This is a genomic window from Rhodococcus sp. 06-462-5 (genome assembly GCF_002258315.1).
GTDB lineage: Bacteria > Actinomycetota > Actinomycetes > Mycobacteriales > Mycobacteriaceae > Rhodococcoides.
Genome location: NZ_NOYD01000038.1, coordinates 157,039 through 179,715, shown reverse-complemented (window position 1 = coordinate 179,715; position 22,677 = coordinate 157,039). Strand labels below are relative to the sequence as shown.

The following is a 22,677-nucleotide window of genomic DNA, read 5'->3' as shown; positions in this document are numbered from 1 at the left end:
GCGTCGGTACCGTTCGGTCGTCACTTCGGCGTGACGACGCCGGTCTCGTATGCCAGTACGACCGCCTGGGCGCGATCGCGCAGTCCGAGTTTCGCGAGAACCTTGCCGACGTGTGTTTTCACGGTCTGCTCGGCCAGGAACAGTGAGCCCGCTATCTCGGAGTTGGACATGCCGGTGGCGACGAGTTCGAGAACCTCGCGTTCCCGCGGAGTCAGATCGCTCAGACGCACAGACGTGTGTCGCCGCGATCCGCGCCGGGAGGTGACGTCGGCGATGAGCCGTCTCGTCACCGACGGTGCCAGCAACGCATCGCCTGCGGCGACGACCCGAACACCTCTGATCAGCTCCTCGGCCGGTGCATCCTTGAGCAGAAAACCACTCGCACCGAGAGCAAGGGCCTCGTAGACGTAATCGTCGATGTCGAACGTCGTCAGCATCAGAATGCGCACCGGTGACGGAAGTGACGCAGAGAGAATTGCGCGAGCGGCATCGAGACCGTTCATCTCGGGCATCCGAACGTCCATCAGCACCACGTCGGGCAACAGCCGGGCGACCTCGCTGACCGCGGTCCTGCCGTTGTCGGCGTCTCCGACGACCGAGATGTCGGCCTGAGCACCGAGAAGGGCACCGAACCCCTGCCGCACCATTGCTTGGTCGTCGGCGATGAACACCGTTGTAGCCACGCGCACAGCCTAGGCGAGATCGTGCCGAACAACCGGTGCCGTCGAGATCGGCATGCCGTTCGGAACGTGCACGGCGACCTCGAATCCGCCGTCGGGCAGATCGGTGGCATGCAGCCAGCCGTGCGCCGCGCGCGCACGATCGCCCATACCTGCTATCCCGTGCCCACCGGTATCGGCTCCAGCGGTGCGTCCGACACTCGCGCTCGGTGACGGTGCATTGCGCACGGTCATGACGACCGTGCTCGGCCCGACCGTGATGTCGACGGTCACCGCGGACCCGGGGGCGTGCCGCGCTGCATTGGACAGCGACTCCTGCAGAATTCGGTACAGCGCCAACCCTGTTGTGTCGGAGATCGATTCGATCCGACCGGTGACAGTCCACCGCACGTCCATACCTGCCTTGCGGCTCGCGTGCAGAGTGCGTTCGAGATCGAGTGCATTCGGTGCCGGTGCGTCCTGCCACTGCTGTCCGTCGCTGCGCAGCACCCCGAGCATTCCCCGGATCTCGTTGAGCGCCTCCCGGGCAGTGACTGCGATCGACTCGAATTCCTTTGCTGCAGAGTCGGATACATCGTCGAGTCGATACTGCGCGCTCTGCGCCTGCACGACCACCATCGACATGTGGTGCGCAACGACGTCGTGCAGATCGCGGGCGATCTTGGCCTTCTCCTCGAGAACGGTGCGTCGGGTGCGCTCGAGCTCACTGACTTCCTCTTGCTGCGCGAGCTGCCTACGGGAGAGAACGAGCCAGCGGATCAGCAGTCCGAACACCACGACCGCAGTCAGACCCACCGACCAGCCGACCCCGTCCGCGCCCGGCATGTAGGCGAAGAACACCAGCATGCTGGCCGGCCAAGCAACGAGCAGCACCGACATGGGCGACCGGACCGCGACGGCGAACAACAACGCCAGGAGAACGAGAATGTGTACTACCTGCCACGGGTAGTCGTAGCCGGGAACGCGGTCGAACGCCACCGGGATCACCAGAGCGAACAGAGCCGAGACGGCCCATCCCAGTGCAGGATTGACGCGGATCAAGGCGAACGGAAAAGCGGCGAGTGCGCCGACGATGGGCAGTAGCGGACCCGAGACCTGATGTGTGACCGGCAGAGTCGGCCACGCAATCGAGTACAGCAGCGCAGTGACCGCAACGATCAGCACATCGATCGAGCGGAATCCACCCATTCGGGTCGGCACTCGACGCCGAACCACTCCGAACTCGGCGTCTCCTGATCTGTTCTTTCGCACTCACCGAGCCTAGGGAGTGTGGGCCGACGAGGTCGTCATACCTGGGTATCAGTTCTGTGCAGTATCGAAGTATCGGGTCGACCCTGGCAAACGACCGATGCAGCACGGCAGAACGAGACTTCGGTGCGATGTTCGATGGGTACGCCACTCCCTAGCGTCGAAAGCCATGAACAGGAACACTTTTCGCGCCGGGATGTGCACGGTTGCAGCGATCTTAGCGGTGACGGCAACGACCGGCGCGGCATCGACACCGCCGGCCGCAGACTCGACTTCGCCTGTCGCGGTCTCGGTGCACGCACTGGTCACCGAGTCGGCGGACGCCGCCGCCCTGACCATCCCCGACGACTTCGGATCGGTGATGGGGTACCGGCCTCGGGTGCAGGACGACATGGCAGAGAACCCACACGGCGACTGTTCGTCGCCCGTTCCGCTGCCGGCCGAGTTCGATTCCGCATGCAAGGCTCACGATCTGGGCTACGACCTGATTCGGTACGCCGCTGCCACGGGAAAGACAGTGGACCCGCAGTGGCGCCGATCCATCGATGCTCAGTTGGAGGGGCGTATGCACGCCGCATGCACGGACCGGGCCGACGACGGGCCCCGCCAGGTCTGCGACGCCGCCGCATCGGTGGCTGCCGCGGCCGTCGACGTCAACTCCTGGCGACAGTCCTTCGGCGCACCGGTGGCCGAGCCCGCATTGCCTTTCACCCTGGGCGGCGCGGGGATCGTTCTGATTGCGCTGTCGGTCACCGCGACCGGCAGATATGCGCGCCGACGCGCACTGTCCACCGAGTCGGTGTCCCGACCGATCGCGCCCGCATGATCGCGCCGATCGTCGCAGGCCCCGAAGTTGCCGGTACCGCTCGCCCGTCTGCCCCGCCCGAGACGAGTGTCCGACTCCCCCGAGTCGGTACCTCGGTGGCCCTCACCGTTGCGGTGATGGTGTCGTCGGCTCCCTCGTTGCTTCCACGGCCGGCCGTCACCCAGGCATTGTTCACCGGCGTGCTTATGGCGAGTGCGCTCGCGGCGGCATGGTCGGCCCGGCGCGTGTTCTGCCCACACACGCGTGCTCGGCGGCGCATACAGGCCTGGGCAGCGGGTGTCGGGACATCGATATCGATCGGTTCGTCGACTGCGAATGTTCTGTGGCAGAACCGATTACGGGTCGCCATGGACGTCGAGACGGTGGACTGGCGGTACGCAGCGGAGGTGGCGGCAGGGGCGATCTGTGTTGCTGCGGTTCTCTGCGGACTCGGCCGTGCGGCCACCCGAATCGGCGGCACACTCGGCGGTGGTCGATCGGTGATTCTGGTTGCCGTCGCCGGTCTGCTGTCGTATTTCGTTGCCGCGCCTGCGATCGGGTCTGCCGTGTCGGACTCGTTCTCGGCCTCGAACTCCGTTGTGGACGACGCGGTGTCCACTCCGAACTCGAACACGAGATCAGGAGCTCTCACCTCGCTCGTCCCGTGGCGCACGCTCGGCGCAGAGGGCCGCAAGTTCGTCTCCGGCGGTCTCGACCCCAGCAGCGTGCGGGCCTACGTGGGGCTCGATTCGGCCTCGACGCTCGATCGGAGAGTCGCGTTGGCCGTCGCGGACCTGGATCGAGCCGGGGGTTTCCAGCGCAGCGTCGTGGTCGTCGCGATACCGACCGGATCGGGATGGGTGGACGAGAATGCCGTCACCGGTGCCGAGAGCAGATTCGGCGGTGACGTCGCCATCGTGGCGGTGCAGTACTCGCGCGCGCCCAGTTGGGCGACATTCCTGTTCGCCGAGGACGACGCACGCAGCTCCGCGGACGCGGTGGTTCGCGCGGTGGCGAAGCGCGCGGCATCGGAACCGACACCGCCCGACATCATCGTGTACGGCCAGAGTTTGGGTGCGGTGGCGGGCAGCGACGCGTATCTGGCTCTTCGGCATACGGATTCGCGCATCTGCGGTGCCGTATGGGCAGGTCCACCCGCCGGGGCGGTGAACACCGACGGCGCAACGGTACTCGCCAATTCCTCGGACCCCGTCGTTCGATGGTCGGCCGACCTACTGTGGTCACCGCCGAGCACGTCGACCACCCGACCCGACGCGCCGATGCCGATGTGGCTGCCCGTGGTGAGCTTCGTCCAGACGTCCGTCGATCTTGCGTCCGCTCTCGATGTCGGTGCCGGTCACGGCCATCGGTACGGAACCGACCAGGGTACGAGTATGCCGCGGTGTCGGTGACGGCTGAGCCAGGCGTTCAGTCGAGCAGCCCCAATCGTCCACCGAGCCAGTCCATTTCCTGCTCCAACGCCGGAGCCCAGACCTGCATCGAGTGACCACCGGGCAGCTCGCTGTAGTGCACGTCGAGACCCGCAGCCTCTGCTGCCCTGTACGTTCGCTCGGTCTGCGGCCGGAATTCCTCGTCGTCGGTGCCTGCGACGAAGGCACCGGCCGAATCGGGGAAGCTGGTGCGCGAGAGTATGTTCAGCGGCGTCGTGCGGTCGAAACGCGCCTCGTTCGCCGGGGTGTCCGTGCCGTATGCCGCTGCAACGGATTCGCTTCTCGTCCCGCGGCGTTGCTCGTCCTCACCGGAGATGTCGAGAAAGGTGGGGTACACCGACGGTGCCGTCACCGCCAGCTGCAGCGCGCACGTGCCTCCGTAGGAATAGCCGCCGACCGCCCAGGCCCGCGGATCCGAGGACGCCCGGAAATTCGACCGAACCCAGTGCGGCACATCGACGGAAAGGTAGGTCGCGGCATTTCCGAGGTCCGAATCCATGCACATCGGATTCGCCTCGGTGTCGCCCAGTCCGTCGGCCACGACGACGATCGGGGCCGCGCCGCCGTGACGTGCTGCGAAGGAGTCCATCGTCTGGGCCAGACGACCACCCTCGATCCAGTCGACGACATGGCCGGGTTGGCCCGTGAGCAGCACCAGCACCGGTAGGTCGCTCGCTCCGGCGTCGTACGACGCCGGAAGGTAGACGGTCGCGGGCCGCGCGGCGAAGTGCGACATCGTGCCGGGCACGTCCACGTCGATCAACCTGCCGGTGCCCTCGGTCTGGACGGCCGGTCGGTGGCCCAGCGCCACCGCCACCGTCGGGTATCGAGTGACGGTCAGATTGGTCAGTACCGTCGCCGCCACCAGAAGCGAGGCCACGAGACCGAGAGCACTCAGCGGGCCGAACACCGTTCCCAGTGCTCGGCCTCGCCGTACCCTTCGGACGACTGCGACCACCAGGACAGCCGTCACGAGGGCGGTCGCAGTCAACGCGACCGCGGGCACTGCACCGGACAGCAGTGGCCGATGAGCCAGATCGGCAGCCCACCGATGCAGCACCTCGAACTACCTCAGATCGCCGCGAGCGGCCTCGTATGCGGCACCGACTCGGTAGAGCCTCTCGTCCGCGAACGCCGGAGCCATGATCTGCAGACCCACGGGCAGTCCGTCCTCGGAGGCCAGACCCGACGGTACCGACATCGCGCAGTGACCCGCGAGGTTCGTCGGCAGCGTGCACAGGTCGTTGAGGTACATCGCCATCGGATCGTCGACCTTGTCTCCCAACGGGAATGCCGTCGTCGGGGTCGTCGGCGAGACCAACACGTCGACCTTCTCGTATGCGGCATCGAAGTCACGAGCGATCAACGTGCGCACCTTCAAGGCAGAGCCGTAGTAGGCGTCGTAGTATCCCGCGGAGAGGGCATACGTCCCGATCATGATGCGACGCTTGACTTCCGGTCCGAACCCTTGCGCGCGCGTGGTGGCCATGACCTGCTCCGCGCTGTGCTTGCCGTCGTCACCCGCCCGCAATCCGTACCGCATGCCGTCGAATCGAGCCAGGTTCGACGACACCTCCGACGGAAGGATCAGGTAGTAGGCGGCCAATGCGTGCACGAAGTTGGGGCACGACACCTCGACCACCTCTGCGCCGAGTTCGGTCAGTGTCGCCACCGCGGCATCGAAGGACGAGATCACACCGGGCTGATACTTGTCCGAGTGCAATTCCTTCACGACACCGACGCGCACGCCCGTCAGGTCACCGCGAGCACCCTCTCGTGCCGCTGCCACCACCGGTCGAACCGCCGTCTCCACCGACGTGGAGTCGCGCGCGTCGTAACCGGCGATGACCTCGTGCAGCAATGCGGTATCGAGCACGGTTCGACCGCACGGGCCGCCCTGATCGAGAGAGGAAGCACAGGCGATCAGTCCGTAGCGCGAGACGCTGCCGTAGGTCGGCTTGGTTCCCACCGTGCCGGTCAGTGCCGCCGGCTGGCGGATGGATCCACCGGTGTCGGTGCCGATGGCCAGCGGGGCCTGGTACGACGCGAGCGCCGCAGCGCTGCCGCCGCCCGAGCCACCGGGGATGCGGGTGGTGTCCCAGGGATTCTTGGTCGGTCCGTAGGCCGAGTTCTCGGTGGACGAACCCATCGCGAACTCGTCCATGTTGGTCTTGCCCAGCACCGGAATGCCCGCGGCCCGCAGCTTCGTGGTCAGTGTCGCGTCGTACGGCGACATCCACCCGTCGAGAATCTTCGAACCGGCCGTCGTCGGCATGTCGGTCGTGGTGAACACGTCCTTGAGGGCCAGCGGCACGCCGGCCAGAGCCGAGGCAGGTGCGTGTCCCGCAGACAATCCCGCATCGACGTCGGTTGCCGCTGCGAGTGCCTCGGCCGCTGCGACATGCAGAAAGGCGTGCAGGTCACCATCGACCTCGGAGATCCGGTCGAGATGCGCCTGGGTCACCTCGACGGCGCTGACCTCACGGGCGTGGATACGGGTGGCGAGCTCGGACGCGTCGAGCTTCGTCAGGTCGGTCATTCGCTCTCTCCCAGAATCTGCGGCACCGCGAAACGGCCCTCCTCGGCGTTCGGTGCGCCGGAGAGCGATTGCTCCGGCGTCAGGCCGGGAACGATCACGTCGGGACGCGTCACATTCACGATGTCGCTGGGGTTGGCCGTCGGCGGAACGTCGTCCGTCGCCACCTCGGCCACTGCCTTGACGTGATGAAGAATCGAGTCCAACTGGCCGGCGAACTCGTCGAGTTCGGCGTCGCTGAGAGCCAAGCGCGACAGCCGGGCGAGGTGAGCGACCTCGTCGCGGGAGATGTCTGGCACCGCGTAGACCCCTTTCAGACGGTAGGAGCGGAGCCTGCAGAAGCGGCCCCGTATTCGTACAGAGCGAACCTCACGGGTTCGCGAACGCGGTCCAGCCTAGTGCGCAGCATTACGCGAACTTCACTCACGCCTCGCGGCCGCGTGGAGTGTCGGAATTGTCACGGCCCGCGTTGCGCAACGTACCGGACGGGTCGAAGATGCAAGGATTGCTCGCGCCGGGGTGCACAGTGTTCCCTTCCAGCTGCCAGCAACGACCGATGACGCTGGGGTGGCCGAAGTACGCCAGAAGTCGAAAGGGAGCGTGACATGTCCTACCTGCTCCGCGTCCAACTGCCGGACCGGCCGGGCAGCCTCGGATCGTTGGCCGTCGCGCTCGGTTCGGTCGGGGCGGACATTCTCTCCCTCGACGTCATCGAACGCGGTGACGGTTACGCAGTCGACGATCTGGTGGTCGACGTTGCTCCGGGTTCGCTTCCGGACACTCTCATCACAGCTGCCGAGAACCTCACCGATGTACGGGTCGATTCCATCCGCCCGTACACCGGCGTCCTCGATACGCACCGGGAACTGGAATTGATCGATCGGGTCGCCGCGGCGTCCGACGATCGACTTCAGGTGCTCGTCGACGGAGCCCCCCGCGTCCTTCGAGTGGGGTGGAGCACCGTCGTCGCCACCAACGCGCACGGCCCGTTCCGTCTGGTGGGCAGCTCGGGGGCTCCCGAGACTCACGCCGCCGAGCTGCCGTGGTTCCCGCTGCACGCTCCAGCGGCTCTGGATTCGGACGCCGACTGGGTGCCCCAGGTATGGCGCGACATGGATACCAAGATTGCCGCGGCTCCCCTCGGCACCACCGGCACCGTGCTGATGCTGGGCAGGCCGGGTGGCCCGGAGTTCAGACCCTCGGAGGTCGCCCGACTCGGGTATCTCGCCGGCATCGTCGCGACGGTTCTGAACTGACGCGACCGAACCGACGCGTCCCCGGCCCGATCAGTCCGAGGATTCGGGTTCTGCTTCGGTCGGAGCCACGGCATCGGGCCCCTCGGTCAGCAGCAGGGTGAATCCCGCTTCGTCGAGCACCGGCACGCCGAGCTCGATTGCCTTGTCGTGCTTGGAACCCGGAGCTTCGCCGACGACCACGAACGCCGTCTTCTTGGATACCGAACCTGCAGCCTTGCCACCTCGCAGCAGAATCGCTTCCTTGGCCTCGTCACGTGAGTACGACGTGAGCGACCCGGTGACCACGATCGACAGCCCTTCGAGATTGCGCTCGATCGACGCGTCGCGCTCGTCTTCCATCCGCACGCCCGCGGCCTGCCACTTGTCGACGATGGCGCGGTGCCAGTCGACCTCGAACCACTCGGAGACTGCGGCCGCGATGGTGCCGCCCACCCCGTCGACCGCCGAGAGTTCCTCGACCGACGCTGCCCGGATCCGGTCGAGGCTGCCGAACTCCCCTGCCAATGCGCGGGCCGCCGACGGTCCGACGTGCCGAATGGACAGACTGACCAGCACCCGCCACAGCGGCTGGTTCCGTGCGGTGGCCAGGTTGTCGAGCAACTTTCGACCGGTAGCGGACAACGCCCCGGACTTGGTGCGAAAGATCGCCGTCTTCATCAGATCGTCCTCGGTGAGCGAGAACAGATCACCTTCGTCCTCGATGGCGCCGGTGGCCAACAGATCGGATGCGGCCTCGTAGCCGAGGCCCTCGATGTCGAATCGCTGCCGCTCGGCCACGAAGAACACCCGCTCGCGACGTTGCGCCGGGCAGAACTGCGAGTTGGGGCAGCGTAGGTCGGCGTCACCCTCCTTGGCCGGAGCCAGGGGCGTCGAGCACTCCGGGCACTCGGTGGGCATGACGAACTCGGTCTCGTCACCGGTCCTGGCGTCGACGACGGGACCGAGAACCTCCGGAATGACCTCTCCCGCTTTGCGAATGGTCACGGTGTCACCGATCAGAACGCCCTTGCGCTTGACCTCCGAACCGTTGTGCAGCGTCGCCAGCGACACCGTCGAGCCGGCCACGAGCACCGGCGTCATGTACGCGAACGGCGTCACTCTGCCCGTCCGGCCCACGCTGACGCGGATGTCGAGCAGCGTCGTGGCCACTTCCTCGGGTGGGTACTTGTACGCGATGGCCCACCGCGGTGCGCGAGACGTCGTCCCCAGTCGACGATGCAGCGACATGTCGTCGATCTTGACGACCAGGCCGTCGATCTCGTGTTCGACGTCGTGTCGGTGCTGGTCCCAGAAGACGACTTTCTCGATGACGGCGTCGACGCCCTGCACCCGGGTCGTGTGGGTGGAAATGGGCAGACCCCAGGCTCGAAGCGCCTCGTAGGCGTGCCACTGCGACTCGGGGGTGAAACCCACCATGCGACCGAAGCCGTGGCAGATCATTCCCAGACGCCGCTTGGAGGTGACCGCCGGATTCTTCTGTCGCAGCGACCCCGCCGCCGAATTCCGTGGATTGGCGAACGGGGGCTTGCCTTCCGCCACGAGTGCGGCGTTGAGCGCCTGGAAGTCCTCCAGCCGGAAGAAAACCTCACCGCGCACTTCCAACAGCTCGGGCACGGGGTACTGCTCGCTACCCGTCAGAGTGTCCGGGATGTCGTCGATCGTGCGTGCGTTGAGCGTCACGTCCTCACCGGTACGTCCGTCACCTCGGGTGGCACCGCGCACGAGCGTGCCGTTCTCGTACACCAGATTCAGTGCAACGCCGTCGATCTTGACCTCGCACAGATACTCCAGATCCGGCCCTGCTTCGGTCTCGACCCGCTTGGCCCAGGCCCGAAGCTCGTCGTGATCGAACACGTTGTCCAAGCTCAACATTCGTTCCAGATGGTCCACAGCGGTGAATTCCGTGGCGAACCCACCCCCGACGAGTTGGGTCGGTGAATCCGCCGTGCGCAGATCCGGGTGCGCCTCCTCCAGCTCGTTCAGCTCGCGCAGCAGAGCATCGAACTCCCCGTCGGACACGATCGGGGAATCCCGGACGTAGTAGCGGAACTGGTGCCCGCGTACTTCCTCGGCCAGCATCTGCCATCGCTCGCGATCGGCCGACGACGCGGCATCGAGTTCGACACCGACGGCCCCTCGGGTCTCGTCGTTTTCTGCGATCTCGTCGGTTCCTGCGGGCGGTTCGATCGATTCGGGCACGTGTCGAAGATTATCCGAACCCACCGACACAGAAGCACCGGCTGCAGCGCAGCGACTAACGCCCCATCAGACCCAGCAGCAGCGTGGCGGCGACGATCGCCACCGCGCAGATACCGGCGGTCAACGCGAAGCCGGTCACGAAGGAGTCGGCGTAGATGCCGCCGAGCACGGAGGCCATCACCGACAACAGCACTGCGGCAGGTAGTCCACGTCGCTGGGCATCCGATAGCCGATACATCGCACGATCATCGCAGAGGTCGCACCCGAGCACACCGGCGCATCGAGCGACATCGGTTCGAGGCATCAGATCTCGTCGATGACCAAGCTGTTTCCACCGGACTGTTTGGACCGGTACATCGCCGCGTCCGCCGTTCGGGCTGCTCTGCCGACCACGGACTTGCCCACGTCCCACAGAGCCGAGTCCTCGCGCAACAACGCCATTCCCACACTGACGGTGACGGGGATGTCGTCGCGGCGGTCACAGAGCACCCGAACCATGTCGAAGCCGAGATCGACCATCCCCCGCGCATCACCGACCATGGCGACGAGGAACTCCTCGCCGCCGGTTCGGGCCAGCACTCCGCCCTGATGCCGGGCCAGGCGGCGCAGCCGATCGGCGACCCGCACGATCACTTCGTCGCCGCGACTGTGCCCGAATCGGTCGTTGACGGCCTTGAACTTGTCGATGTCGACAACCAGGAAAGCCATGGACATGCCGCGCTTGCTGGCTTGATGCCACAGGTCCAGCAGTTCGCTGTCGATGCCGCGCCGGTTGTACACCCCGGTCAACGGATCGAGAACCGACCGCTTGGCGTCGTTGGACAGCGTCGTCCAGGCGACCTGAGCGAACGCGGGTACTCCCACCGTCGCCAGAAGCAGAACCACCGTCGCGGTGGCGACAGACGGTCCGTCGATGTAGTCCACCTCGCCGTCCATCACCGACAGGAAGGTGCGAATGCCGAACCCGATGATGAACGTCGCAGTCCACACCAGGTGCGCCACCAGCAGTCGCGGACTGAGGAAGTAGGTGCAGAACGCGCCAGTGACTGCGAACAGCACCGTTCCGATCAGCGACGCCACAGGTGCGTACAGAATCAACACCGAGGTCGTGAGAATGTCCCCGAAGGCCAGAAACGCGACGAAGAACTTCTTCCCCGGGATCGGCCCGAGCACGCACCGGGCGGCGACGAACACCTGCGTGACCAGAACGAAGAGAACCCAGCCGATGGCCACACGTCCCTGAGGCCCGAGGTCGCTGAACAACATCAGTATCGAGGTGACGGCGTACATGACGGTGGCGGTGCCGAACACTGCACGGATGATGCCGGTCAGCGGACGGGTCGATCTGTGATTGAGGATCCACTCGAAATCGTGCGGCGCTCGATACCAGTCGGAGGTGGCCGCGGCCAGTTTCGCCACGAGACCTCGACGGTGCCTGCCGGAACGCCGGAGGGAGGCAACCTCGTCGAAGTCGCGACCACCTGATGCCATTTCCGAACTCCCACGTATTCAACAGACCCCCAACGGCCATGTGAATAGTGTCACACCTGTTCGGCGTCCCAATAGTAGTGGGCTCGATCGACCCGAAGTCTGCGGCGTTTCACTCCGACCGGCTGTGTTACGTCACAACGAATCGGGTGAATCTCCGAACGCGGCAGCCACGTCGCGGGCGAGTCCTGTTGCGCGACGGGCCCACTCCGGTGTGCTGCCGGCCAATCCACATGCAGGCGTCACGGAGATACGGGAGGCGAGTACCGACCTGTCGAAACCGAGTCGGTCGATCAACGTGACGCCCGGCTCGGCCAGTTCGCGCCAATGGGGCGGCCGCTCGGGGGTTTCGGACGGAATCAACCCGAGCATCAGCGTCTTGCCGGATTGCAGCAGCTCGCCGACTCCGTCGAAATCGCTGCGGCGCAGCGCAGTCGCGTCGACGGCGACTGCGACCGCACGCGAACGGCGAAGCAGATCGAACGGAACGTCGCCGGCGCAACAATGCACCGCGACGGGAAGATCGATCGTCTCGACCAACGAATCGAGCAGGTCGAGAACATCGGGTTCCGGGACTGCGCGCACCGAATCGAGCCCGGTGATGCCCGTCAGGCTGCCGGCCAGAACGGCTGCGAGACTGGGCTCGTCGAGCTGAACGAGAACCTCGACTCCGAGCCGACGCGTCAATTCCGCGCAGTGCAGGCGGAGTCCCTCGCCGAGGGACTCGGCGAAATGCCGCAGTGCCCCACGATCGGTCAGGGCACGATGCCCGTGCCGAAGTTCGACCTGCGCCGCCATCGTGAACGGACCGGCGGCCTGCACCTTGATGGTGCGGCCGCTGCCGCGAAGCCCCGACACCTCCCACAGTTCCTCGAGCACGTCGAGATCCTCGGCCAGGAAATCGGTCGCCCGGCGACCGGCGAGCATCGGACGTGGCACGACGCGATAGCCGGAGGTGCGCACGTCGAGCTCGACGTCGACCATGATGGCTCCGGTGCGACCGATCATGTCCGCACCCAGGCCGCGAGCCGGGAGTTCGACGACGTGTGGGAGCTCGGTGAACTCTCCGACGACGACCGCCGCGGCCTCACGGATGTCGGTACCCGGCCACGAACCGATGCCGGTCGCCAGTCCAGCGAAGACGCCCGGGGTCACTCGCGCTCGGATCGAGTGCCCGAGATGGTCGAGCTGCCGATGACGATGTCTCCGTGAATGTCCTTGCGGTACAGCACCGCTGCCTGGCCCTTGGCCACTCCGGTCAACGGAGCTCGCAGTTGGATCTCCATGCCGTCGCCCGCTGCCTCGGCGACCGCCTCGGTCAGTCCGCCGTGTGCGCGAACCTGGACGACGCACTCGATGGGGCCGGTCGGGGCGGTACCTTCGGTCCATACCGCGCGGTCTCCGCTGATCGCCCAGACGTCGAGCTTCTGCGCCGAGCCGACCATGACCGTGCCACTGTCGGGTTCGATCGACGTCACGTAGCGGGGACGGCCGTCCGCGGCCGGTCCTTCCACGCCGAGGCCCTTCCGTTGCCCGATGGTGAACCCGTGCACGCCTTCGTGATCGGCCAGTTCGGCTCCGGTCTCGGAATCGACGACCTTGCCCGGGCGCACGCCGATCCGCGCGCCGAGGAATGCGCGAGTGTCGCCCGAGGGGATGAAGCAGATGTCGTGGCTGTCCGGCTTGTCGGCGACGGCCAACCCACGCTCGGCAGCCTCCTCACGAATCTCGGACTTCGGGGTGTCCCCGATCGGGAACATCGCACGCGAGAGCTGCGCCTGGGTCAGCACTGCCAACACGTACGACTGGTCCTTGTCCGCGTCCACGGCGCGCCGCAGCACTCCGTCGTGCAGTTGCGCGTAGTGCCCGGTCGCCACGGCATCGAAGCCCAGCGCGAGTGCGCGGTCCGCCAGAGCGGAGAACTTGATCTTCTCGTTGCAGCGCAGGCACGGGTTCGGGGTCTCACCGGCGGCGTAGGACGCGACGAAATCGTCGATGACGTCCTCTTTGAAACGGTCGGCGAAATCCCATACGTAGAAAGGGATTCCGAGTACGTCGGCCGCTCGACGGGCGTCACCGGCGTCTTCCTTGGAGCAGCAACCCCGCGAACCGGTGCGCAGGGCACCGGGAGCGGTCGACAGAGCCAGGTGTACGCCGACGACGTCGTGGCCCTCGTCCACGGCACGGGCCGCGGCAACGGCCGAGTCGACTCCCCCGCTCATAGCAGCCAGAACACGCATCAGCGATTTCCTCCTCGAGCTCCGACGCCGGGAAGACCGGCGGCACGAGCGCGTTCGACGACCTGCGGCAGAGCCGCAAGCACAGTGGTGACGTCCGATTCGGACGAGCCGGTTCCCAGCGAGAACCGCAGTGATCCGCGGGCGACGGCCGGATCGCATCCGAGCGCAATCAGTACATGACTGGCGCTGGCCACACCTGCGGTGCACGCCGAGCCCGTGGAGCATTCTATCCCTGCCGCGTCGAGCAGCATCAACAGCGAATCACCCTCGCACCCGGGAAAGGTGAAGTGCACGTTGCCCGCCAGCCGGTCGTCGCCTTCCGGCCCGTTGAGGACGGCGTCGGGAACGGCATCTCTGATACCGGCGATCAACCGATCGCGCAGTGCTCTCAGTTCCGCACGGTGCCGCGCCGAGTTCTCGACGGTCGAACGCAGCGCAGCGGCCATGGCGACGACGCCTGCAGTGTCCGGGGTGCCCGATCGAACGTCTCGCTCGTGGCCCCCGCCGTGGAAGAGCGGAACACACGGCACCTGGCGGCCGAGCAGCAGCGCTCCGACGCCCTGCGGTCCGCCGAACTTGTGTGCTGCGATGCTGAGCGCGGACAGACCGCTCTCGGAGAACGCGACGGGCAGATGCGGCACCGCCTGGATCGCATCACTGTGCATCGGGACCCCGTATTCGGCGGCCACGGCTGCGAGCTCGGCGATCGGCATGACGGTGCCGATCTCGTTGTTGGCCCACATCACGGTGACGAGCGCAGTCTCGTCGGCATGCAGCGCCAGCTCGGCGCGCAGCGCATCGGGGGTGACCCGCCCCTGGGAGTCGACCGGGAGCCAGGTGACACTCGCACCGTCGTGTGCGACGAGCCACTCGACTGCGTCGAGCACCGCGTGATGCTCCACCGAACTGGCGATGATCCTGGTCAGTGCGGGGTCGGAATCACGACGGGCCGCGAAGATGCCCTTGACGGCGAGGTTGTCACTCTCGGTGCCGCCGGAGGTGAAGATCACCTCGGACGGGCGCGCGCCCAGGTCCGCGGCTATCGACTCGCGAGATTCCTCCACCCGACGCCGAGCGGACCGACCGGAGGTGTGGAGCGAGGACGCGTTGCCCACCGTGGCGAACACAGCGGTCATCGCCTCGATCGCGCTCGGCAGCATCGGGGTCGTCGCTGCGTGATCGAGGTACACCGGTGGCCGCGGCGGGACGGGAGCAGTCGTACTGCGCACAGAAGGCATAACAGGCTAGACGATACCCGCTGCCGTGACCGCGGACCTACCTGCGCGAGGTGGGTCCGCGGTCACGGTGATCGATGTTCGGTCAGGCCGCCGCAACCGTCGGCGGCATCGGGCTGCGTTCGGCCTCGGCCATCACCTCGTGCACAGTGGGGTCGTAGACGTCATCGCGTCGAATCGCCACCTCGCAACGTCGAGCCAGGTCGCGTCGATCGCCGCCGGGTGCCTCGGGGGCCGTGAACTCCACCTCGGCACGCAGTCCTCGCAGGCGGAAGATCCGGCCGATGGATGCGCCGATCGTCTCGTCTCCCACGAAGCACGTGGCGGTGGTCTGCTCGCCGGTCCGGTCGAGGTAGCGCAGTCGAATCGGCTGCACCCAGGTCTCGGAGTCGATCGCGGCCTGAAGCAGAGCAGGCCGTAGCGAGCCGTATGCGCGACCACACCAGGTGGTGGCCTCGGGGAAGACGACGACCGATCCGCCGGCGCGGACACGATCGGCCACCTGATCGACGACGCCGGGGAGCTGATGCAGTCGAGCCCGATCTATCGGAAGTACCTTCATGGCTCGCGCGAGGCGACCGAGCACCGGCCAGTCGATCAGGTCGGCGCGCGCGACGAAGGTCGACGGCTGTACCGCAGTGAGCACGACGACGTCGGTCCAGGAGATGTGACCGGCGACGTGCAGTGCACCTGCGGCGGTTCGGGAGCGTTCCCGCTCCGAACGCGCGTCGAGCACGGTCAGGTCGATCCCGATGGCGAACAGCAGGGTGCGAGCACCGATCCGCGTCAGCGAACGGCGAACCCGCGGGAACGGCACCCCGAGGACGACCAGCACCGGCAGCAACCCGAACGCCGCCAACGCCAGTACGATTCGGAGCGCGAGGACGATTCGGCCCACCGTCGGCGGGTTCTTCGGTAGACAACCGTCACCGCACGGCGACGACGGCATCCACGCGTGCACGATCGGTGTTGTCACCGGACACCCGACTCGAACGTCGTTGCTGCCGAACGCAAGCGGTCGAGATAGCGAGTGTTGGCCTCGTGCAGGCCCAGCAACGCGACGAAATCCGCGACTCCGAATTCGGGATCGTGCGCCGGCTCACCACAGATGGAGGCACCGAGTCGAAGGTAGCCGTTCATCAACGGCGGCATCGACGTTCGCTTCGCGGGTTCGATGTCGATCAGATCGACCCCGTCGACGACGACCGGAGAGTACGGCCGGACCCGGCGGTCGAGGGGCGTAGCGTGCTTGCCCAACAGGCGATCTCGAACACTGCGAACGTTGGCCCCGACGGGGTCCCCTGGTACCGACTGCATGGGCACCGACACGCAGCCCATCACCCACTCGTATCCCGTCACATCGAGGTAGTGCAGGATTCCGGCCCACATCAGCCCGAGCACGGACCCGGACCTATGATCGGGATGCACTGCAGCTCTTCCCATTTCGACGATGTTCATGCCGACGGGGTCGAGTGCGGAGATATCGAATTCGGTTGCCGTGTAGTACCCACCCGCGGACACGGCGGCCTGCGGCGGCAACATGCGGTAGCAGCCGACGAACGTGTCGGTCCACTGGTCACGAACGAGCAGGTGATCACAGAATTCGTCGAACCGATCGGCGTCGAGGCCGTCGGTGTCGGTGGGGATGGAGAACCCGGGCTCGGATGCGAACACCTCGTAGCGCAGACGCTGCGCGGCGAGTCGGTGCTCCGGGTCGGTGGACAACACCAGCGAGTAGCGGTCGGTGGCCGGGACGATCGATGCAGTCGAGCTCATGACGGAAGTGGTCATGAGGTGTGTCTAACGAGCGGGGAAGGCCACCGGGCATCGTCGGGGAAACGTGTCGGAAGAGTTTGCGTGAACAAGGTTGCGCCGATCGACACGACAGGCCCCCACCGCGCGGGCGGTGAGGGCCTGTGTGGGAACAGCGCTCGAAGCTATCCCTTGTGCTTCTTGACTGCCTCGGTCAGCTGCGGTGCGACGTTGAAGAGGTCACCGACGATGCCGTAATCGGCGATCTCGAAGATGGGCGCTTCCTCGTCCTTGTTGACCGCGACGATCGTCTTCGAGGTCTGCATGCCCGCACGGTGCTGGATGGCTCCGGAGATACCCAGTGCGACGTACAGCTGCGGGGAGACGGTCTTGCCCGTCTGACCCACCTGGAACTGGCCGGGGTAGTAGCCGGAGTCGACAGCGGCGCGGGAGGCACCGACTGCGGCACCGAGCGAGTCGGCCAGCTCCTCGACGACGGAGAACTTGTCGGCACTGCCGACACCACGTCCACCGGAGACGACGACCGATGCCTCGGTGAGCTCCGGACGGTCGCCGCCGACGATCGGGTCACGCGAGGTGACCTTGACGGCCCCTTCTTCCTGCGCGGGAACCTCGACGGTTTCGCGGGTGCCCGCTCCGGCCTTCGGCTCGGCCTCGACTGCACCGGGGCGCAGCGAGATGACCGGAACGTCGCCGTTGGCCTTGGCCTCGACGGTGAACGCGCCACCGAAGATGGAGTAGACGGCACTGCCGTCGCCGTTCAGTGCGACGACGTCGTTGTGGTAGCCCGAGCCCAGGCGTGCTGCGAGTCGACCCGCAACTTCCTTGCCCTCGATCGTGGCTGCGGTGATGATCGCTGCAGGCGAGACCGACTCCGCGAGTGCCGACAGCACGTCGACCTTCGGGGTGACGAGGAATCCGTCGACTGCGTCGGATTCGGCGGCGTAGATCTTCTCGGCACCGGCTTCGGTCAGCGCGTCGGCGACCTTGTCGGTGGTGCCGACCGGGCCGGTGACGACCGCGGACGGCTCACCCAGCGCACGAGCGGCTGTGATCAGCTCGGTGCTGACCTTCTTCAGTGTTCCCTCGACGTGCTCCACGAGCACGAGTACTTCTGCCATGACTTGCTCCTCGTTTGTCTTCGATTGCTCGGTGGGGCGGGATCAGATGATCTTCTGGCCGACGAGGTAGGTGGCGATCTTGTCGCCGCCGTCGCCCTCGTCGGTGAGCCGCTCGCCTGCAGTCTTGGGAGGCTTGGGGGTGGACGAGGTGACGGTCGTTCCCGCGTTGTCGACGCCGACGATGCCGTCCTCGACACCGATGTCGGCCAGCGTGATGGTCTGCACCGTCTTCTTCTTGGCGGCCATGATGCCCTTGAAGGACGGGAAGCGCGGTTCGTTGATCTTCTCGGTGACGCTCACGATGGCCGGCAACGCGGCTTCGAGGCCGAAGATGCCTTCGTCGGTCTCCCGCTCGCCGGTGACCTTTCCGTCCGCGACGGTGAGCTTGCGCAGCTGCGTCAGGGCCGGGATCTGCAGGTACTCGGCGATGATCGCCGGAACGGCACCGGTGCGGCCGTCGGTGGCCTCGTTGCCTGCGATGATGAGATCGGCCGGCTCGTCGTTCTCGAACGCGACGTTGCCGAGTGCTGCGGCCAGCGCGTATCCGGTCTGGATCGCGTCGGAGCCGTGCAGGGTCGGGTCGTTGAGGTGCACTGCGCTGTCTGCACCCATCGACAGGGCCTTGCGGATGGCATCGGTGGCGCGATCGGGGCCTGCGGACAGAACCTTGACCTCACCGCCCTGGGCTTCCTTGATGAGCAGTGCTTCTTCGACGGCCCGCTCGTTGATCTCGTCGAGGACGGCGTCGGCAGCCTCGCGATCGAGGGTGTAGTCACCGTCGGTGAGCTTGCGCTCGGACCACGTGTCTGGAACCTGCTTGATCAAAACAACGATGTTCGTCATGGGTCTGCGTCGACCTCCTGGTCATGTTCTGCTGATCGTGAGTGTTCTAACGGTTCGTGCAGTTCTACGGTCTGGGACGAGGTTACCTCACCGTAGTTACTCGTGGGTAACTTACCTCCCTGCCTGTCCGACCATACATCTGTACCCCGACTGTTATGGAGACCACGTTGGCTTACCTCTCCTGCGCCTCCACTAACCTTTCGTCGGTGAACGATTCATCGGCTCAGGCACCGGCACCGGAACCACTCCCCCTCACCGGGGAGCGCACCGTGCCCGGCATCGCCGAGGAGAACTACTGGTTCCGCCGCCACGAGGTGGTCTACCGCGCACTCGTCGAGCGCTGCCGCGACCGAACCGTGCTCGAAGCGGGATCGGGAGAAGGCTACGGAGCCAACATGATTGCCGATGTCGCAACGACCGTCCTCGGTCTCGACTACGACGCGTCGGCCGCCGCGCACGTGCACGCCCGCTACCCCAGGGTGACGATGCTGCGCGGCAACCTCGATCGCCTTCCCGTCGCCGATTCCTCGGTCGACGTCGTCGTCAATTTCCAGGTGATCGAGCACCTCTGGGATCAGGGTGCATTCCTCGCAGAAGTGCATCGGGTGCTCGCGCCAGGGGGCATTCTGTTGATCAGTACGCCGAACCGGATCACGTTCTCGCCCGGACGCGACACCCCGCTCAACCCCTTCCACACCCGCGAACTCGACGCGGCCGAACTCACCGAGCTGCTCGTGGACGCTCGGCTCGAGGTCGACGAACTCACCGGAGTCCGGCACGGACGCACGCTGGCCGCGCTCGACGCCAAGCACGGCGGTTCGTTCATCGACGCGCAGATCGAACGAGCCCTCGCCGGTGAGCCCTGGCCGGCCGAACTCACCGAGGACGTCGCGGCCATCTCGATCGAGGACTTCGACATCGCCGCCGACCGCATCGACGACAGCCTCGACCTGGTCGCCGTTGCCCGCAAGAGCTCGAGCACGGTGATCGGGTGACATCCGGTGCCACCGTGCCGGGCATGTTCTCTCTCGTTCTGCACTCCCACCTGCCGTGGTTGGCCAATCACGGACGCTGGCCGGTAGGCGAAGAATGGCTGTATCAGTCCTGGGCCGACTGCTATCTACCGCTCACCGCGGCGCTCGAGCAATTGGCCGACGACGGCCACAGCAACGTGCTGTCGCTGGGGATCACCCCGGTACTGGCTGCTCAACTCGACGATCCGCACTGCCTGTCCGGAATGCACCACTGGCTCGGGAACTGGCAGCTCAGAGCCCACGAGGCGACAGACCGCGACCTGTCCGTTCGTGAACACCGAGGTTCGGCCGCAGCGCTCGATCGATTCGAGTCACGGTGGCGGCACGGTGGGTCCGCGGTACTCCGGCCACTGCTCGAAACCGGAACCGTCGAACTACTGGGTGGACCGTTGGCCCACCCGTTTCAGCCCCTGCTCGATCCCCGACTGCGCGAATTCTCGCTCCGCGAAGGTCTGCTCGACGCCCGCGCCCGGTGGGGCACCACGCCTCGAGGCATCTGGGCACCCGAATGCGGATTCACCCCGGGCATGGAAACCGAATACGCCGCGGCCGGGGTCTCGCACTTCATGGTCGACGGCCCTGCCATGCGCGGAGACACCTCCCTCGGCAGGCCGGTGTGGGACTCCGACGTCGTCGCGTTCGGACGCGATCTCCCGGTCAGCTACCGCGTCTGGTCACCGAAGTCCGGCTATCCCGGGCACGGTTCCTATCGGGATTTCCACACCTACGATCACGCCACCGGTCTCAAACCGGCCCGGGTCACCGGCCGCTCGGTCGCCTCGAACGACAAGGCTCCCTACGATCCCGTGCGGGCCGCGGCAACGGTGGACCGTCACGTCGCCGACTTCGTCGATGTGGTTCGCAGGCGCCTGATCTCCGAATCCGAGCGGATCGGTCGCGACGCCCTGGTCGTCGCGGCATTCGACACCGAGCTGTTCGGACACTGGTGGCACGAGGGCCCACAGTGGCTCGGCAAGCTGATGCGCGCGCTACCCGCCGCAGGCATCACCGTCGGCACGCTCGGCGACGCCCGCGAGCAGGGTTACGTCGGGGCGCCACTCGAACTGCAGGATTCGTCGTGGGGATCGGGCAAGGACTGGCGCGTGTGGGCGGGCGACGACGTCGCCGACCTGGTCGCGCTCAACTCCGAGGTGTCTCGGACCGCTCTCGACGCCGTCGATACCGCCCGGGACACACAGCGTCGCGCCGGTGGACCCGAACTACGCAATCGGGTCAACGATCAGATACTGCGTGAGACACTGATGGCCGTGGCCAGCGACTGGGCATTCATGGTCAGCAAGGATTCCGCCGCAGGTTACGCGCGGGAGCGGGCGCACGTCCACGCACATGCGCTGCGCGAGATCGTGGCCGCGGCGGCAGGTGGGTCACCCGACCGAGCGCACGACTTGGCTCGGCAGTGGAACCGTGCGGACGGACTGTTTCCTGCGTTGGATGCGCGCCGGCTGCCCGGCCCACGCGGTGGCCGCGAGCGAGAAGATGCAGGGGGGCGTCGATGAAGATTCTGATGGTGTCGTGGGAGTACCCACCGGTGGTGGTCGGCGGGCTCGGTCGGCACGTGCATCACCTGGCAACCGAACTGGTTCGATGCGGGCACGAGGTCGTGGTTCTGTCGCGTCGCCCCACCGGAACCGACGCAGCGACCCACCCGACGTCTCACCACATCGAGGACGGGGTGCTCGTCGTCGCCGTCGCCGAGGACCCGGCTCACTTCGTCTTCGGGGAGGACATGCTCGCGTGGACGCTCGCGATGGGGCACGCGATGGTGCGTGCCGGCGTCGCACTGGGAAAGCCGGGCCTGGGCGACGGCTGGCAACCCGACGTCGTTCACGCTCACGACTGGCTCGTTGCGCATCCATCGATCGCACTCGCCGAGTTCTACGACGTACCGCTCGTCTCGACCATCCACGCCACCGAGGCCGGACGCCACAGCGGTTGGATATCCGGGCCCGTCAACCGCCAGGTGCACTCCGTCGAGTGGTGGCTCGCCAACGATTCCGATGCGGTGATCACCTGCTCGGCATCGATGAGGGACGAGGTCACCACCCTGTTCGGAGTACCGGAGTCGGCGGTGAAGGTGATTCGCAACGGAATCGACCGCTCCACCTGGCACTTTCGGCGACGAGAGCCTCGATCGGAGCCGGCCAAGTTGCTCTACGTCGGCCGCCTCGAGTACGAGAAGGGCATCCAGGATGCCATCGCAGCTCTGCCCCGCCTCCGACGAAGCCATCCGGGAACCACCCTGCACATCGCCGGCGAAGGAACACAGTTCGCCTGGTTGGCCGGTCTGGCGCGCACGCACCGGGTTGCTCGCGCGGTGTCGTTTCTGGGCAATCTCGACCACACCGAACTACTCGGCTGGCTGCACGGAGCCGACGCCATCGTCCTGCCGAGTCGGTACGAACCTTTCGGCATCATCGCGCTCGAGGCCGCGGCCGCGGGCACCCCGCTGGTCGCGTCCACGGCAGGCGGTCTGGGTGAAGCAATCGTCGACGGCGTCACCGGACTGTCCTTCGAGCCCGGCGACGTCGGCGGGTTGGCCGCCGCGGTACGGCGCGTTCTCGACAACGCCGACGCCGCGCAGGAACGGGCCGTGGCCGCCCGCGAACGCCTCACCGTGGATTTCGACTGGAAACACGTCGCCGAATCGACCGCGGAGGTCTATCTGGAAGCCAAACGCAAAGTTCGGCATCCGCTGGCCCGCCCGCACATCGCCGAGCGCGCGCTTCCCGGCCGTACCTGAGAACAGC

At 66.5% G+C, this 22,677-nt stretch carries 21 protein-coding genes; 6 read left to right on the top strand and 15 right to left on the bottom strand.

Features of this window, described 5'->3' with window-relative positions:
* Nucleotides 1-20: 20 nt before the first annotated feature.
* Both CH251_RS18090 and CH251_RS18085 read right to left on the bottom strand, forming a co-directional pair.
* Nucleotides 21-683: a response regulator transcription factor gene (locus tag CH251_RS18090; RefSeq protein WP_094614514.1), complete on the bottom strand. Its 663-nt coding sequence runs from the start codon at nt 681-683 to the stop codon at nt 21-23.
* Between the two features lie 9 nt (nt 684-692).
* Nucleotides 693-1,868 carry a sensor histidine kinase gene (locus CH251_RS18085; RefSeq protein ID WP_094614338.1) on the bottom strand — a complete coding sequence of 392 codons (1,176 nt, stop codon included), beginning with the start codon at nt 1,866-1,868 and terminating at the stop codon, nt 693-695.
* 229 nt (nt 1,869-2,097) lie between these two features.
* On the opposite strand from CH251_RS18085, the gene CH251_RS18080 reads away from it, so the two are divergent.
* Nucleotides 2,098-2,754, top strand: a complete 657-nt coding sequence (locus CH251_RS18080) for a hypothetical protein (protein ID WP_256979152.1) — start codon at nt 2,098-2,100, stop codon at nt 2,752-2,754.
* Nucleotides 2,751-4,145: an alpha/beta-hydrolase family protein gene (locus CH251_RS18075; protein ID WP_094614337.1), complete on the top strand. Its 1,395-nt coding sequence runs from the start codon at nt 2,751-2,753 to the stop codon at nt 4,143-4,145. The genes CH251_RS18080 and CH251_RS18075 overlap by 4 nt, the downstream gene beginning before the upstream one ends.
* Nucleotides 4,146-4,161: 16 nt before the next feature.
* Here the strand turns inward: CH251_RS18075 and CH251_RS18070 are convergent, their stop codons facing one another.
* The 3 genes from CH251_RS18070 to gatC are packed head-to-tail and all read right to left on the bottom strand — an operon-like array spanning nt 4,162 to nt 7,019.
* Nucleotides 4,162-5,244 carry an esterase family protein gene (locus CH251_RS18070; RefSeq protein WP_256979151.1) on the bottom strand — a complete coding sequence of 361 codons (1,083 nt, stop codon included), beginning with the start codon at nt 5,242-5,244 and terminating at the stop codon, nt 4,162-4,164.
* Nucleotides 5,245-5,250: 6 nt separating this feature from the next.
* The gene (gatA, locus tag CH251_RS18065) at nt 5,251-6,723 is read right to left on the bottom strand and encodes an Asp-tRNA(Asn)/Glu-tRNA(Gln) amidotransferase subunit GatA (protein ID WP_094614336.1); all 1,473 of its coding nucleotides are present in this window, start codon (nt 6,721-6,723) and stop codon (nt 5,251-5,253) included.
* Nucleotides 6,720-7,019 carry an Asp-tRNA(Asn)/Glu-tRNA(Gln) amidotransferase subunit GatC gene (gene gatC / locus CH251_RS18060; RefSeq protein WP_068045762.1) on the bottom strand — a complete coding sequence of 100 codons (300 nt, stop codon included), beginning with the start codon at nt 7,017-7,019 and terminating at the stop codon, nt 6,720-6,722. Before gatC ends, gatA begins: the two co-directional genes overlap by 4 nt.
* 306 nt (nt 7,020-7,325) lie before the next feature.
* Between gatC and CH251_RS18055 the strand changes: the two genes are divergently transcribed.
* Nucleotides 7,326-7,976: an amino acid-binding protein gene (locus CH251_RS18055; protein WP_094614335.1), complete on the top strand. Its 651-nt coding sequence runs from the start codon at nt 7,326-7,328 to the stop codon at nt 7,974-7,976.
* Between the two features lie 30 nt (nt 7,977-8,006).
* On the opposite strand, the gene ligA is transcribed toward CH251_RS18055, so the two are convergent.
* From ligA to CH251_RS18005, 10 genes are all read right to left on the bottom strand, one after another.
* Complete coding sequence (gene ligA, locus CH251_RS18050) at nt 8,007-10,055, bottom strand: NAD-dependent DNA ligase LigA (protein ID WP_094614512.1); 2,049 nt, start codon at nt 10,053-10,055, stop codon at nt 8,007-8,009.
* 175 nt (nt 10,056-10,230) lie between these two features.
* Complete coding sequence (locus tag CH251_RS18045; RefSeq protein WP_094614511.1) at nt 10,231-10,413, bottom strand: hypothetical protein; 183 nt, start codon at nt 10,411-10,413, stop codon at nt 10,231-10,233.
* Between the two features lie 65 nt (nt 10,414-10,478).
* Nucleotides 10,479-11,666 (bottom strand): diguanylate cyclase, encoded by a 1,188-nt coding sequence (locus CH251_RS18040; RefSeq protein ID WP_094614334.1) that lies wholly within the window; start codon nt 11,664-11,666, stop codon nt 10,479-10,481.
* 132 nt (nt 11,667-11,798) lie between these two features.
* A complete protein-coding gene (locus CH251_RS18035) occupies nt 11,799-12,818 on the bottom strand; it encodes a methionine synthase (protein ID WP_094614333.1) in 1,020 nt (339 codons plus the stop codon).
* Nucleotides 12,815-13,903: a tRNA 2-thiouridine(34) synthase MnmA gene (mnmA, locus tag CH251_RS18030; RefSeq protein WP_094614332.1), complete on the bottom strand. Its 1,089-nt coding sequence runs from the start codon at nt 13,901-13,903 to the stop codon at nt 12,815-12,817. Before mnmA ends, CH251_RS18035 begins: the two co-directional genes overlap by 4 nt.
* Nucleotides 13,903-15,141 (bottom strand): cysteine desulfurase family protein, encoded by a 1,239-nt coding sequence (locus CH251_RS18025; RefSeq protein WP_094614331.1) that lies wholly within the window; start codon nt 15,139-15,141, stop codon nt 13,903-13,905. The genes mnmA and CH251_RS18025 overlap by 1 nt, the downstream gene beginning before the upstream one ends.
* A gap of 82 nt (nt 15,142-15,223) precedes the next feature.
* Complete coding sequence (locus CH251_RS18020) at nt 15,224-16,114, bottom strand: 1-acyl-sn-glycerol-3-phosphate acyltransferase (RefSeq protein WP_256979150.1); 891 nt, start codon at nt 16,112-16,114, stop codon at nt 15,224-15,226.
* Nucleotides 16,111-16,929, bottom strand: a complete 819-nt coding sequence (locus CH251_RS18015) for a GNAT family N-acetyltransferase (protein WP_094614330.1) — start codon at nt 16,927-16,929, stop codon at nt 16,111-16,113. Before CH251_RS18015 ends, CH251_RS18020 begins: the two co-directional genes overlap by 4 nt.
* Nucleotides 16,930-17,075: 146 nt before the next feature.
* Nucleotides 17,076-18,032, bottom strand: coding sequence for an electron transfer flavoprotein subunit alpha/FixB family protein (locus CH251_RS18010; RefSeq protein ID WP_032397739.1), 957 nt, complete (start codon nt 18,030-18,032; stop codon nt 17,076-17,078).
* A gap of 42 nt (nt 18,033-18,074) precedes the next feature.
* A complete protein-coding gene (locus CH251_RS18005) occupies nt 18,075-18,875 on the bottom strand; it encodes an electron transfer flavoprotein subunit beta/FixA family protein (RefSeq protein WP_032397738.1) in 801 nt (266 codons plus the stop codon).
* Between the two features lie 155 nt (nt 18,876-19,030).
* On the opposite strand from CH251_RS18005, the gene CH251_RS18000 reads away from it, so the two are divergent.
* The 3 genes from CH251_RS18000 to CH251_RS17990 are packed head-to-tail and all read left to right on the top strand — an operon-like array spanning nt 19,031 to nt 22,670.
* On the top strand, nt 19,031-19,870 hold the full coding sequence (locus CH251_RS18000; RefSeq protein WP_094614329.1) for a bifunctional 2-polyprenyl-6-hydroxyphenol methylase/3-demethylubiquinol 3-O-methyltransferase UbiG: 840 nt from the start codon (nt 19,031-19,033) through the stop codon (nt 19,868-19,870).
* 23 nt (nt 19,871-19,893) lie between these two features.
* On the top strand, nt 19,894-21,426 hold the full coding sequence (locus CH251_RS17995; RefSeq protein WP_094614509.1) for a glycoside hydrolase family 57 protein: 1,533 nt from the start codon (nt 19,894-19,896) through the stop codon (nt 21,424-21,426).
* The gene (locus CH251_RS17990) at nt 21,423-22,670 is read left to right on the top strand and encodes a glycosyltransferase family 4 protein (protein WP_094614328.1); all 1,248 of its coding nucleotides are present in this window, start codon (nt 21,423-21,425) and stop codon (nt 22,668-22,670) included. The genes CH251_RS17995 and CH251_RS17990 overlap by 4 nt, the downstream gene beginning before the upstream one ends.
* Nucleotides 22,671-22,677 lie beyond the last annotated feature (7 nt).

Excerpts from the sequence above, each read along its gene's own strand:
- CH251_RS18085 (WP_094614338.1), bottom strand. The coding sequence starts at position 1,868 with ATGGGTGGATTCCGCTCGATCGATGTGCTGATCGTTGCGGTCACTGCG.
- CH251_RS18080 (WP_256979152.1), top strand. The coding sequence starts at position 2,098 with ATGAACAGGAACACTTTTCGCGCCGGGATGTGCACGGTTGCAGCGATC.
- CH251_RS18075 (WP_094614337.1), top strand. The coding sequence starts at position 2,751 with ATGATCGCGCCGATCGTCGCAGGCCCCGAAGTTGCCGGTACCGCTCGC.
- gatA (WP_094614336.1), bottom strand. The coding sequence starts at position 6,723 with ATGACCGACCTGACGAAGCTCGACGCGTCCGAGCTCGCCACCCGTATC.
- CH251_RS18055 (WP_094614335.1), top strand. The coding sequence starts at position 7,326 with ATGTCCTACCTGCTCCGCGTCCAACTGCCGGACCGGCCGGGCAGCCTC.
- ligA (WP_094614512.1), bottom strand. The coding sequence starts at position 10,055 with ATGCTGGCCGAGGAAGTACGCGGGCACCAGTTCCGCTACTACGTCCGG.
- CH251_RS18045 (WP_094614511.1), bottom strand. The coding sequence starts at position 10,413 with ATGTATCGGCTATCGGATGCCCAGCGACGTGGACTACCTGCCGCAGTG.
- CH251_RS18040 (WP_094614334.1), bottom strand. The coding sequence starts at position 11,666 with ATGGCATCAGGTGGTCGCGACTTCGACGAGGTTGCCTCCCTCCGGCGT.
- mnmA (WP_094614332.1), bottom strand. The coding sequence starts at position 13,903 with ATGCGTGTTCTGGCTGCTATGAGCGGGGGAGTCGACTCGGCCGTTGCC.
- CH251_RS18025 (WP_094614331.1), bottom strand. The coding sequence starts at position 15,141 with ATGCCTTCTGTGCGCAGTACGACTGCTCCCGTCCCGCCGCGGCCACCG.
- CH251_RS18015 (WP_094614330.1), bottom strand. The coding sequence starts at position 16,929 with ATGACCACTTCCGTCATGAGCTCGACTGCATCGATCGTCCCGGCCACC.
- CH251_RS18010 (WP_032397739.1), bottom strand. The coding sequence starts at position 18,032 with ATGGCAGAAGTACTCGTGCTCGTGGAGCACGTCGAGGGAACACTGAAG.
- CH251_RS18005 (WP_032397738.1), bottom strand. The coding sequence starts at position 18,875 with ATGACGAACATCGTTGTTTTGATCAAGCAGGTTCCAGACACGTGGTCC.
- CH251_RS18000 (WP_094614329.1), top strand. The coding sequence starts at position 19,031 with ATGGAGACCACGTTGGCTTACCTCTCCTGCGCCTCCACTAACCTTTCG.
- CH251_RS17995 (WP_094614509.1), top strand. The coding sequence starts at position 19,894 with ATGTTCTCTCTCGTTCTGCACTCCCACCTGCCGTGGTTGGCCAATCAC.
- CH251_RS17990 (WP_094614328.1), top strand. The coding sequence starts at position 21,423 with ATGAAGATTCTGATGGTGTCGTGGGAGTACCCACCGGTGGTGGTCGGC.